Source organism: Streptomyces sp. NPDC002889 (assembly GCF_042888425.1).
Lineage (GTDB): Bacteria > Actinomycetota > Actinomycetes > Streptomycetales > Streptomycetaceae > Streptomyces.
This window is the reverse complement of sequence record NZ_JBIAPT010000004.1, coordinates 196,929-207,799: the sequence shown is the minus strand read 5'-3', so window position 1 is coordinate 207,799 and position 10,871 is coordinate 196,929. Positions and strand designations below refer to the sequence as shown.

General features: G+C 69.0%; 11 protein-coding genes. 6 read left to right on the top strand and 5 right to left on the bottom strand.

Going from position 1 to position 10,871, the window contains the following annotated elements; translation table 11 throughout:
- Nucleotides 1-126 precede the first annotated feature (126 nt).
- Nucleotides 127-966: a DUF5707 domain-containing protein gene (locus ACFYWI_RS07835; protein ID WP_389226846.1), complete on the top strand. Its 840-nt coding sequence runs from the start codon at nucleotides 127-129 to the stop codon at nucleotides 964-966.
- Nucleotides 967-969: 3 nt separating this feature from the next.
- Here ACFYWI_RS07835 and ACFYWI_RS07830 read toward each other — a convergent pair whose 3' ends face one another.
- Both ACFYWI_RS07830 and ACFYWI_RS07825 read right to left on the bottom strand, forming a co-directional pair.
- Nucleotides 970-3,447, bottom strand: a complete 2,478-nt coding sequence (locus ACFYWI_RS07830) for an HAD-IC family P-type ATPase (protein WP_389226843.1) — start codon at nucleotides 3,445-3,447, stop codon at nucleotides 970-972.
- Between the two features lie 99 nt (nucleotides 3,448-3,546).
- Nucleotides 3,547-3,834, bottom strand: coding sequence for a DUF2530 domain-containing protein (locus ACFYWI_RS07825; RefSeq protein WP_389226840.1), 288 nt, complete (start codon nucleotides 3,832-3,834; stop codon nucleotides 3,547-3,549).
- 183 nt (nucleotides 3,835-4,017) lie between these two features.
- On the opposite strand from ACFYWI_RS07825, the gene ACFYWI_RS07820 reads away from it, so the two are divergent.
- Nucleotides 4,018-5,481 carry an NCS2 family permease gene (locus ACFYWI_RS07820; protein ID WP_389226837.1) on the top strand — a complete coding sequence of 488 codons (1,464 nt, stop codon included), beginning with the start codon at nucleotides 4,018-4,020 and terminating at the stop codon, nucleotides 5,479-5,481.
- 60 nt (nucleotides 5,482-5,541) lie between these two features.
- Here the strand turns inward: ACFYWI_RS07820 and ACFYWI_RS07815 are convergent, their stop codons facing one another.
- Nucleotides 5,542-5,724, bottom strand: a complete 183-nt coding sequence (locus ACFYWI_RS07815; RefSeq protein WP_389226834.1) for a ribbon-helix-helix protein, CopG family — start codon at nucleotides 5,722-5,724, stop codon at nucleotides 5,542-5,544.
- A gap of 154 nt (nucleotides 5,725-5,878) precedes the next feature.
- On the opposite strand from ACFYWI_RS07815, the gene ACFYWI_RS07810 reads away from it, so the two are divergent.
- The 3 genes from ACFYWI_RS07810 to thpR all read left to right on the top strand — a co-directional run bounded on the left by ACFYWI_RS07810 (nucleotide 5,879) and on the right by thpR (nucleotide 8,372).
- Nucleotides 5,879-6,340 carry a MarR family winged helix-turn-helix transcriptional regulator gene (locus tag ACFYWI_RS07810; RefSeq protein ID WP_389226831.1) on the top strand — a complete coding sequence of 154 codons (462 nt, stop codon included), beginning with the start codon at nucleotides 5,879-5,881 and terminating at the stop codon, nucleotides 6,338-6,340.
- Nucleotides 6,341-6,386: 46 nt separating this feature from the next.
- Nucleotides 6,387-7,724: an MFS transporter gene (locus ACFYWI_RS07805; protein ID WP_389226828.1), complete on the top strand. Its 1,338-nt coding sequence runs from the start codon at nucleotides 6,387-6,389 to the stop codon at nucleotides 7,722-7,724.
- A 78-nt stretch (nucleotides 7,725-7,802) separates the two neighbouring features.
- Nucleotides 7,803-8,372: an RNA 2',3'-cyclic phosphodiesterase gene (gene thpR, locus ACFYWI_RS07800; RefSeq protein ID WP_389226825.1), complete on the top strand. Its 570-nt coding sequence runs from the start codon at nucleotides 7,803-7,805 to the stop codon at nucleotides 8,370-8,372.
- 146 nt (nucleotides 8,373-8,518) lie between these two features.
- Here thpR and ACFYWI_RS07795 read toward each other — a convergent pair whose 3' ends face one another.
- Entirely contained in the window at nucleotides 8,519-9,508 is a 990-nt protein-coding gene (locus ACFYWI_RS07795; RefSeq protein ID WP_389226822.1) for an aldo/keto reductase, read from the bottom strand.
- A gap of 278 nt (nucleotides 9,509-9,786) precedes the next feature.
- Nucleotides 9,787-10,317 (bottom strand): MarR family winged helix-turn-helix transcriptional regulator, encoded by a 531-nt coding sequence (locus tag ACFYWI_RS07790; RefSeq protein WP_389226819.1) that lies wholly within the window; start codon nucleotides 10,315-10,317, stop codon nucleotides 9,787-9,789.
- A 74-nt stretch (nucleotides 10,318-10,391) separates the two neighbouring features.
- Here ACFYWI_RS07790 and ACFYWI_RS07785 point away from each other — a divergent pair, with 74 nt between their 5' ends.
- On the top strand, nucleotides 10,392-10,853 hold the full coding sequence (locus ACFYWI_RS07785) for a carboxymuconolactone decarboxylase family protein (RefSeq protein ID WP_389227333.1): 462 nt from the start codon (nucleotides 10,392-10,394) through the stop codon (nucleotides 10,851-10,853).
- Nucleotides 10,854-10,871 lie beyond the last annotated feature (18 nt).

Here is a 10,871-nt window from a genome sequence, read left to right as displayed (position 1 = left end):
ACCCTGGGTCGGTTCTCGGCCATCTTCCCGCTTTACTGCGACGCTACTGGATCTCTACAATCCGTTCACCATTCAAGATTCCGTCGGGGGGACACGACGGGATCGTCTTCCCGTGGGGACACATACATGCGCATTCGCGCCACTGGCGCCGCCCTTGTCGGCGCCCTGGCTCTGACCGCCCTTGCCGTTCCGGCCGCTCAGGCCGAAGAAGGGCCGGCGGACCTCAGGAGCTCCATGTTCGCCGCCAACGCACCGGCGGACGACGTCATCGGTGACACCCAGATCACCGGCGTGACGGTGAACGGCGGCAAGGACATCGTCCTGGGCACCACCGTTCCCAAGACCATCACCGTCTCCGTGACCGCCACCGACCCGGAGGGCATCGAGGATGCCTACGTCCACCTGTGGCACGGCACCAGCATGGACGACCCGGACAGCGTGGACGGCGTTCTCATCCCGAACGAGGACGTGGCCGGCTGCACCCCGGTCAGCGCCACCACCTCGACCTGCAAGCTGACCTTCACGATCGACCCGCAGTTCGACCTGGCCGACAACGCCCTCGCCGGCACGTGGAAGGTCACTGCCGCGGCGCTGGGCAAGGACGGCGACATGGTCTGGAAGGACGCCTACAAGACGCACCGTGTCCAGCGCGCCTCGAAGCTCACCGTGAACGCCGGTCCGGAGCCGGTCACCAAGGGCAAGCAGCTCACCGTCACCGGCAAGCTGACCCGGGCCAACTGGCAGACATTCACCTACGCCGGCTACACGGGCCAGCCGGTGAAGCTGCAGTTCCGCAAGGCCGGCACCAGCACGTACACGACCGTGAAGACGGTCAACACCAACTCGACGGGCAACCTGTCGACGACGGTCACGGCCTCGGTCGACGGCTACTGGCGCTGGTCCTTCGCCGGCACGTCCACCACTCCGGCGGTCAGCGCCACGGGTGACTACGTCGACGTGAAGTAACGATCACTCGCCGGCAGCGGCGAAGCGGCGGTCGACCCAGCGCCAGGAGATCTCCAGAAGCGCTGCGGCGGCCGCCGCTATGGCGACTGCCGCCCATGGCATCGTCGTGCCCACCAGCTTCAGTGCGAAGAAGTGCTGGAGCCAGGGCACGACCAGCACCAGCAGGAAGGCCCCGGCCATCGTGGCCACGAGGGCGATCCGCCACCAGGTGTACGGGCGGGCGATGATCACCAGGACCCACATCGCGACCAGGAACAGTGTCAGCGTCGCCGCACTCGTCTCCGCGTCGAGGGCGTCCGGGCCGCTGTAGTGGGAACGGGCCAGCAGGTACGTGCAGAAGGTGGCCGCCCCGGCGATCAGGCCGGCCGGGATCGAGTACCGCATCACCCGGCGCACGAAGTGCGGCTTCGCGCGCTCCTTGTTGGGGGCCAGCGCCAGGAAGAACGCCGGGACACCGATCGTCAGGGTGGACAGCAGGGTCAGATGGCGGGGGAGGAACGGGTACTCCACCTGGCTGCACACCACCAGGATCGCCAGCAGCACCGAGTACACCGTCTTGGTCAGGAACAGGGTGGCGACCCGGGTGATGTTGCCGATCACCCGGCGGCCCTCGGCGACGACCGACGGCAGCGTGGCGAAGCTGTTGTCGAGAAGGACGATCTGGGCCACGGCCTTGGTCGCCTCGGAGCCCGATCCCATCGAGACACCGATGTCGGCGTCCTTGAGGGCGAGGACGTCGTTGACGCCGTCGCCCGTCATCGCCACCGTGTGGCCGCGGTACTGGAGGGCGCCGACCATGTCCCGTTTCTGCTGCGGGCTCACCCGGCCGAAGACGGTGTTCGCGTCGAGTTCCTGGGCCATCGCAGGCCGCTCGGCCGGCAGCCGTCGCGCATCCACCGTGTTCGCGGCGCCCGCGAGCCCCAGCTTGCCCGCCACCGCCCCCACGGCGATCGCGTTGTCACCGGAGATGACCTTGGCCGCGACGTTCTGTTCGGAGAAGTACCGCAGCGTGTCCGACGCCTCGGGCCGCAGCCGTTGCTCCAGCACCACCAGCGCCGCCGGCCTGGCACCCGCCGCCACGTCCGCCGCGTCCAGCTCGCCGGCCGTCCGGGCCAGCAGCAGCACCCGCAGGCCCTGCCGGTTGAGCTGGTCGACCTCCGCGAGCGTCGTATCCGCGGGTGCCAGCAGCACATCGGGCGCGCCCAGCAGCCATGTGGAGTGCTCGCCGTTGCCTTCGCTGAAGGTGGCCCCGCTGTACTTGCGCGCAGAGGAGAAGGGCAGCGACTCGGTGCAGCGCCAGTCCTCGCTGTCCGGATACGCGTCGATGACGGCCTGCAGGCTGGCGTTGGGCCGCGGGTCGGATTCGCCGAACGCGCCCAGCACCTTGCGTACGTAGGTCTCGTCCGAACCGCCCAGCGTGCGCAGCTCGGTGACGTCCATGCCGCCTTCGGTGAGCGTGCCGGTCTTGTCCAGGCAGACCACGTCGACGCGGGCCAGGCCCTCGATCGCGGGCAGCTCCTGAACCAGGCACTGTTTGCGGCCGAGCCGGATGACCCCGATCGCGAAGGCCACCGATGTCAGGAGCACCAGTCCCTCGGGGATCATCGGCACGATCCCGCCGACCGTTCTGGCCACCGAGTCCTTGACGTTGGTGTTCTTGACTACCAGTTGGCTGATGACCAGCCCGATGGCGGTCGGGATCATCATCCAGGTCACGTACTTGAGGATCGTGCTGATGCCGCTGCGCAGTTCGGAGTGGACGAGGGTGAACCGGGACGCCTCCTCGGCGAGCTGTGCCGCGTACGCCTCGCGCCCCACCTTCGTGGCCGTGAACGCGCCGCCGCCCGCGACCACGAAGCTGCCGGACATCACCAGGTCGCCGGGCCGTTTGACCACGGGGTCGGCCTCACCGGTCAGCAGCGACTCGTCGATCTCCAGGCTGTCGGCCTCGCAGATCTCGCCGTCGACCACGACCTTGCCGCCCGGACCGAGTTCGACCAGGTCGTCGAGGACGATCTCGGAGGTGGAGACCTCGGCGGCCACCCCGTCGCGCCGTACCGTCGGTTTCGCCTCGCCGATGACGGCGAGCCCGTCCAGGGTCTTCTTGGCGCGCAGTTCCTGGATGATGCCGATCCCGGTGTTGGCGATGATCACGAAGCCGAAGAGGCTGTCCTGGATCGGCGCGACGAAGAGCATGATCACCCACAGCACGCCGATGATCGCGTTGAAGCGGGTGAGGACATTGCCGCGGACGATGTCGACGGTGGAGCGGGAGCTGCGCAGGGGTACGTCGTTGACCTGACCGCGAGCCACCCGCTCGGCGACCTCGGCGGTCGTCAGCCCGGTGACGGGGGCGACGCGGCGGGTCCGGGCCGCTCCCGGTGGCCGGGCGGGGTGTACGGGGTCGAGTTCGGCGCCCGCGCTGATGACGGGACCGTCCGGGTCGGGGCCTTCCCTGCCGAGTCTCGACCGCTGAGTCATGGTTTCGACGGTACGGCCGCGGGGGCCGGTTCACCCGCCGAGCGCGGCAAGGATCGCGACGGGACGCGCGCGGTCCCGTGGGCATACGGGGGGCCGGGGTCAGGAGTTGTTGCTCGCCGGGGTGCCGCCCGCCGGGTCGTCGCCCGCCTGTGCGCGCTTGATCGCCGCGTCCCGGCTGCGTACGTACCAGATGCCGATGAGCCCGAGGCCGGCACCGGCCAGGCAGGTCCACACCCACCAGGTCAGATCGCGGTCCTCGAACCAGCCGTAGAACGGGAGCTGGGCGAGGAACATGACGAACCACAGGATCGTGCCGCCGGTGATGGTGGCGACGATCGGCCCCTCAAGGGGTTCGGGTGCCTCGTGCCGGGGGGTCCACTTCGCCATGCGGACAGTGTAGGCGGCAGCGTTTTCCGTTTCGTCGGGCAAGGTAGCACCGGTATCTACGCGCGGAGATACCGTTCTTCCCTTTATGTGTTCATACTGAATGAGTTTGTGCCCGACCGGTTTCATTCGTATGAACATCCAGAAGTCGGTCAAGAAATGCCACGACATTCGACGAGGTCTTGCATGCCCCCTACCGCCACCGCTTCTGCGGACGCCCGGCAGCCGCAGAAGCAGCAGCGGCCGGACTCCGGTCCCGTCGGCGCTCTCGACCGTTTCTTCAAGATCTCCGAGCGCGGCTCCACGCTCGCCCGTGAGGTCCGGGGCGGCTTCGCCAGCTTCTTCGCGATGGCCTACATCATCGTGCTGAACCCGATCATCCTCGGCAGTGCGAAGGACATGTACGGGCATCAGCTCGACGGTGGCCAGCTGGTCACCGCCACCGTGCTGACCGCGGCCTTCTCCACCCTGCTCATGGGGGTCATCGGCAATGTCCCCATCGCGCTGGCGGCCGGCCTCGGCGTCAACACCGTCGTCGCCCTCCAGCTGGCGCCCAGGATGTCCTGGCCTGACGCCATGGGCATGGTCGTGCTGGCCGGCCTCGTGGTGATGCTGCTGGTCGCCACCGGGCTGCGCGAGCGCGTGATGAACGCGGTGCCACTCGGCCTGCGCAAGGGCATCGCGATCGGCATCGGCCTGTTCATCATGCTCATCGGCCTGGTCGACTCGGGCTTCGTCTCCCGTATCCCCGACGCCGCCCAGACCGTCGTCCCGCTGCAGCTCGGCACAGGCGGCCAGCTGCTCGGCTGGCCGGTCCTCGTCTTCGCCGTCGGCGTGCTGCTCACCCTCGCGCTGATCATCCGCAAGGTGCCCGGCGCGATCCTGATCTCGATCGTCGCGATGACGGTCGTCGCGATGGTGGTTCACGCGATCGCGGACATTCCGTCCTGGGGTCTGACCACGCCCGAGTGGCCCGGCAACCCGGTCGCGACCCCCGACTTCGGGCTGGTCGGCGAGGTCAGCCTGTTCGGCGGCTTCGAGAAGGTCGGTCTGCTGACCGGCTCCCTCTTCGTCTTCACCGTGCTGCTGTCGTGTTTCTTCGACGCGATGGGCACGATCCTCGGGGTCGGCGACGAGGCCGAGCTGATGGACAAGGACGGCAACTTCCCCGGCATCAACAAGGTGCTGATCGTCGACGGCATCGCGGTCGCCGCGGGCGGCGCGGCCTCCGCCTCCGCCAACACCTGCTTCGTGGAGTCCACGGCCGGTGTGGGCGAGGGGGCCCGGACCGGTTTCGCGTCCGTCGTCACGGGTGCGCTGTTCTCGGTGGCGCTCTTCCTCACGCCGCTCGCCACGATGGTGCCGTCCCAGGCGGCCACGCCCGCGCTGCTGGCGGTCGGCTTCCTGATCCTGGCCGGCTCCGTCAAGGACATCGACTGGAGCGACTTCACGATCGCCGTCCCGGCGTTCCTGGCGATGGTGATGATGCCGTTCACGTACTCGATCACCAACGGCATCGGGATCGGCTTCATCGCGTTCAGCGTGCTGCGGCTGGCGGCCGGGCGCGGCCGCGAGGTGCCGGCCGCGATGTACGCGGTCTCGGCGGTGTTTGTCTTCTACTACGCGATGCCGGCACTCGGTCTCACGTAAGCGGGGCTTCGCGTAACGGGAGTCCCGCGTAACGGCGGGCGGCGTGCGGCCGCGAGCGCGTCATGTGACCCCGTAGAACTTCTCCGTCTCCTCGACGGCCGACTTGAAACGTTCGTCGAAATCGTCCCGAATGAGCGTCCGGACCACATAGTCCTGGACGCTCATTCCTCTTTTGGCGGCATGCTGCCTGAGCCGGTCGAGCAGCTCACCGTCCATCCGAAGGCTGAGCACTGTCGATCCCATGCCAGTCAGGGTCGCCGCACTCCCCTCGCCCGTGCGTCGCTTTTTGGATACCTCTCACTCATACGGGTGATCCACTCCTGTCGGCCGTTACCTCACGGCATGCATCATGATGCAGCGGTGGTATTTAGGCTGGGTAATGAGTTACGCTAACGATATGCCTGACCTTCGCCACGGTACTGACGTCGACGTCGCCGCCGTGAACTCCCTCCGCTCGGCCGTCATGCGGCTGGGCAGGCGCCTGAAACACCAGCGCGTCGACGAATCGCTGAGCCCCACCGAGATGTCGGTGCTCGGCACCCTCGCCCGTTGCGGCTCGGCCACCCCCGGTGAGCTGGCCCGCAAGGAGCACGTACAGCCGCCGTCGATGACCAGGATCGTCGCGCTGCTCGAAGCCAAGGGACTGGTCCGGCTCGAGCCGCACCCCGACGACCGTCGGCAGAAGGTGGTCAGCCAGACCGAGCAGGCCGAAGCCATGCTCGAGGAGAGCCGCCGCAAGCGGAACGCCTGGCTGGCAGCCCTCGCCGAGGGTCTGAGCGATGACGAATGGGCCAAGCTGCGCGCAGCCGCTCCCGTACTGGAGAAGCTCGCGCACCTGACGCCTGCCGCCCGGGGCTGAGACCCCGGGACCCCGCGATTTCCCTACGCCGAGGAGGCGAATCCTTTTGAGTACGGGACCCGGAGCAGACTCCGCCCCCGCACCGACCGCCACCGACACCCCCGCCCGCAAGGCGACCATGTTCAGCTCGCTGAAGATCCGTAACTACCGGCTCTTCGCCACCGGGCAGGTCGTCTCCAACACCGGCACCTGGATGCAGCGCATCGCCCAGGACTGGCTGGTCCTGAGCCTGACCGGATCCGCGTCCGCCGTCGGCATCACCATTGCGCTGCAGTTCCTGCCCATGCTCCTGTTCGGCCTGTACGGCGGGGTGCTCGCGGACCGGCTGCGCAAGCGACCGCTGCTGATCGCCACCAACTCCGCGATGGCCCTTACCGGCATCGCGCTCGCCGTCCTCACCCTGAGCGGCCATGTCCAGGTCTGGCACGTCTACCTCACGGCCTTCGTCCTCGGCCTCGTCACCGTCGTCGACAACCCCGCCCGCCAGTCCTTCGTCGCCGAAATGGTCGGCCCTGCCCAGCTCGGCAACGCCGTCAGCCTCAATTCCGCGAACTTCCAGTCCGCGCGTCTCGTCGGGCCCGCCGTCGCCGGTGTGCTGATCACCGCCGTCGGCAGCGGCTACGCCTTCCTGTTCAACGGCCTGTCGTTCCTCGCCCCCATCGCCGGCCTGCTGCTGATGCGCCCCCGGGAGCTCCACAAGGTCGAGCGCGCACCACGCGGCAAGGGCCAGCTGCGGGAAGGGCTGAGGTACGTCGCGGGCCGGCCCGAGCTGATCTGGCCGATCGTCCTCGTCGGCTTCATCGGCACCTTCGGCTTCAATTTCCCGATCTGGCTCTCCGCCTTCGTCGACGACGTCTTCCACGGGGACGCCGGTACGTACGGCCTGCTCAACACCCTGATGGCGGCCGGTTCACTGGCAGGCGCACTGCTCGCCGCCCGGCGCGGCACCTCCCGTCTGCGGGTACTGGTCGGCGCGGCCGTGCTGTTCGGCCTGCTGGAGATCGTGACCGCGTTCGCCCCGTCCTTCTGGATCTTCGCGGCGCTGCTGGTGCCCATCGGTATGTTCGGTCTGACCGTCAATGTCACGGCCAACTCCAGCGTCCAGATGGCGACCGACCCGCTGATGCGGGGCCGTGTGATGAGCCTGTTCATGATGGTCTTCACCGGCGGCACCCCGCTCGGCGCACCGCTGGTCGGCTGGGTCACCGACACCTACGGGGCCCGGATCGGCTTCGCGGCGGGCGGCGGGGTCGCCCTGCTCGCGGCGATCGGCATCGGGGTGATGCTCGCCCGGGTCGGCGGCCTGCGCCTCTCGGTGGGCTGGTATCACGGTCACCCGAGGCTGCGTTTCGTGCCGCGGGAACAGCTGGCGACGGCGGCGTAGGGGCGGGCGCCTCGTCGTGGTGCGGCGCTTGGCGAAATGGCTACGCCGCGCGGCCACCCCCACGGCAGACTGGCCCGCATGAGACTCTTCGCCGCCGTCATCCCGCCCGCCCGGGAGGTCGACGAACTCGGCCTGACCGTCGAACGGTTGAGGTCCCTGCCCGGCGCCGACGCACTGCGCTGGACAGGCCGGCCCGGCTGGCACTACACCCTCGCCTTCATGGGGGAGGTCGACGAAAGCCTCCTGCCCGAGCTGCATGAGCGGCTCGGGCGGGCCGCCCGGCGCACTCCCGTGTTCCCGCTGCGGATACACGGTGGCGGGCACTTCGGGCGGCGCGCCCTGTGGGTCGGGGCAGCGGGCGGACTGGAGGAGATGCGGCTGCTCGCCGAACGCGCCGACGCGGCGGCCCGGCGCTCAGGCGTCGGCATGGAGGAGCACCGCCGCTACCAGGCCCATCTGACGATCGCCCGCGCCCGCGCCGACGCCGACATGCGTCCGTTCGTCGAGGAGCTGGACACCTTCGAGGGCACGCCCTGGGACGTGGCCGAGCTGACGCTCGTCCGCAGCAATCTGCCGGTGAGCGGGGTACGCGGCGAGCAGCCCCGGTACGAGGTGGTCGGTTCCTGGTCCCTGGGCGGCGCGGGTTAACCTCGTCGGGTGAATCCCAAGACCAGAAACCAGATCATGGCCGGTGTGCTGGTGCTCATGTTCGTGATCATCGCCGCGGCGGCCGTGGCAGGCCAGTAGGCCCGTACCGGCACGGCCTGCGCACGGACGCGCCGCAGGACGGGTGATCACCAGGCGAAGGCCTCCGGGGACGGGCCGGGACCGGGGAAGATCTCCTCCAGTCCGGCCAGCACCTCCTCGCTCAGCTCCAGCTCCACCGCGCGCAGCGCGCTCCGGAGCTGCTCCACGGTCCGCGGACCGACGATCGGGCCGGTGACACCGGGCCGGGTGAGCAGCCATGCCAGCGCGGCCTCGCCCGGCTCCAGACCGTGCTTGCCCAGCAGGTCCTCGTACGCCTGGACCTTCTCGCGCACCGAGGAGTTCGCGAGCGCGTCCGCGCTGCGGCCGCTCGCCCGCCGTGCGCCCTCGTTCTCCTTCTTGAGCACGCCGCCGAGCAGTCCGCCGTGCAGCGGAGACCAGGGGATGACCCCGAGGCCGTACTCCTGCGCGGCCGGGATGACCTCCATCTCGGCGCGGCGCTCGGCGAGGTTGTAGAGGCACTGCTCGCTGACCAGCCCGTACGAGCCGATCCGGCGGGCGGTCTCGTTGGTCTGGGCGATCTTCCAGCCGGGGAAGTTGGAGGAGCCCGCGTACAGGATCTTGCCCTGCTTGATCAGGACGTCGACCGCCTGCCAGATCTCCTCGACCGGGGTGCGGCGGTCGACGTGGTGGAACTGGTACAGGTCGATGTGGTCGGTGTGCAGCCGCTTGAGTGAAGCGTCCACCGCGCGGCGGATGTTGACGGCGGAGAGCCGGTCGTGATTGGGCCAGGCCTCGCCGTCGGTGCCCATGTTCCCGTAGACCTTGGTGGCGAGGACGACCTTGTCGCGCCGGCTCGCGTCACGCGCGAACCAGTTCCCGATGATCGACTCGGTACGGCCCTTGTTCTCGCCCCAGCCGTAGACATTGGCGGTGTCGAAGATGTTCAGACCCGCGTCGAGCGCGGCGTCCATGATCGTGTGGCTGTCGGCCTCCTCGGTCTGCGGCCCGAAGTTCATCGTGCCGAGAACAAGCCGGCTGACCTTGAGTCCGGTGCGTCCGAGCTGCGTGTACTTCATGGGCCTTAGCCAACGCCTTCGAGCGCACTCGAGGCAAGGGAAGCCGGACTGCGGCGGGTTGCGTCGCGCGCGGGGTCGCGGTGTGATCTGCCGGGACGGAGGGCGGTCAGTCGCGGGGGAAGTCCGCGGTGGTGAGGGTGATCCTGTCGTCCACGACGGACATCGTGGCGCTCCTCCCCGCTGCCGCTCGATCGCATGCAGCGCGCAGTACAACGATACGCACGGTGACGGGGACACACCCGGGCCAGCGGTCGGCCAGCGGTCGGCCACGGTCGCCGTCAGGCGCCCAGCCAGCCGGCCGCGTCCAGGCGGAAGCTCTCGGGCGGGACCATGGTCCGCAGGGCGTCCTCGAGGTCGGTGACCCGCTGCGTGCCGAGCGTGCGGGCCCAGTCCGCGCGCAGCTCGTCGAAGATCGCGGCCGAGCGGGCCAGGGCGTCCAGGCCGTGCGGGGTGAGGCGGACGAGCTTGCGGCGGGCGTCGGCGGGGTCGTCGGCGCGCTCCGCGTAGCCGAGGGTCACGAGGCGGTCGACCGTCTTGCCCGCCGCCTGCTTGGAGACCCCTAGCCGCCGGCCGATCTCGCTCGCACTCGCGCCGGACAGGCCGATCGCCTGCATGGCGAAGCCGTGGGCGGGCCGGCCGTCGGGGTGGCCCTGCTCGGCGAGCCGGGCGTGCAGCGTGTCGATCAGCGACCGGAACCCGGCAAGGAGGAGCAGGGGCAGCTCGTAACCGGGCGTGTCGTAACGAGGCGTGCCGGAAAGGGCGTTGCGCCGATCGACAACCTGGTTTACCTTTTCTGTGTCGTCAACCATGTTGTCCATCATAGGAGTGCGCCTTGTTCGTCGATCACACCCTGGAGACCGCCCCGGCCGCGTCCCGCCGTTCCATGGAGGCCGTGACCCGCAACCTGGGGCACCTGCCGCCGGCGGTGGCGAGACTCGCCGCCTCGCCGCACACCCTCGACGGCTTTCTGAAGCTCAGCGCACTCTTCGAGCAGACGACGCTGGACCCCCTCGCCCGTGAGGTCGTCATCATGACGGTCGCCTCGCGCAACGAATGCCACGTCTGCGTAGTGATGCACACCGGCAAGCTGCACAAGCTCGGAGCTGACGACGAGCTGATCGCCGCGGTCACCGAGCAGCGACCGCTTTGCGACGAACGCCTCGAAGCGGTACGGCAGTTCACGCTCGATGTGCTGGCCACGTCGGGCGGGGTCGGGGACGAGGGGCTGCGCGCCTTCTTTGCGCGCGGTTTCACCTCGCAGAACGCACTGGAGGTCGTGATGGGAATCGGTACATACACGATGTCGACGCTCGCCAACCGGCTCACCCGTGCAGGGCTCCGGTAGGGGTCAGTTTTGGCCGTT

Excerpts from the sequence above, each read along its gene's own strand:
- ACFYWI_RS07835 (WP_389226846.1), top strand. The coding sequence starts at position 127 with ATGCGCATTCGCGCCACTGGCGCCGCCCTTGTCGGCGCCCTGGCTCTG.
- ACFYWI_RS07830 (WP_389226843.1), bottom strand. The coding sequence starts at position 3,447 with ATGACTCAGCGGTCGAGACTCGGCAGGGAAGGCCCCGACCCGGACGGT.
- ACFYWI_RS07825 (WP_389226840.1), bottom strand. The coding sequence starts at position 3,834 with ATGGCGAAGTGGACCCCCCGGCACGAGGCACCCGAACCCCTTGAGGGG.
- ACFYWI_RS07820 (WP_389226837.1), top strand. The coding sequence starts at position 4,018 with ATGCCCCCTACCGCCACCGCTTCTGCGGACGCCCGGCAGCCGCAGAAG.
- ACFYWI_RS07815 (WP_389226834.1), bottom strand. The coding sequence starts at position 5,724 with ATGGGATCGACAGTGCTCAGCCTTCGGATGGACGGTGAGCTGCTCGAC.
- ACFYWI_RS07810 (WP_389226831.1), top strand. The coding sequence starts at position 5,879 with ATGCCTGACCTTCGCCACGGTACTGACGTCGACGTCGCCGCCGTGAAC.
- thpR (WP_389226825.1), top strand. The coding sequence starts at position 7,803 with ATGAGACTCTTCGCCGCCGTCATCCCGCCCGCCCGGGAGGTCGACGAA.
- ACFYWI_RS07795 (WP_389226822.1), bottom strand. The coding sequence starts at position 9,508 with ATGAAGTACACGCAGCTCGGACGCACCGGACTCAAGGTCAGCCGGCTT.
- ACFYWI_RS07790 (WP_389226819.1), bottom strand. The coding sequence starts at position 10,317 with ATGGTTGACGACACAGAAAAGGTAAACCAGGTTGTCGATCGGCGCAAC.
- ACFYWI_RS07785 (WP_389227333.1), top strand. The coding sequence starts at position 10,392 with ATGGAGGCCGTGACCCGCAACCTGGGGCACCTGCCGCCGGCGGTGGCG.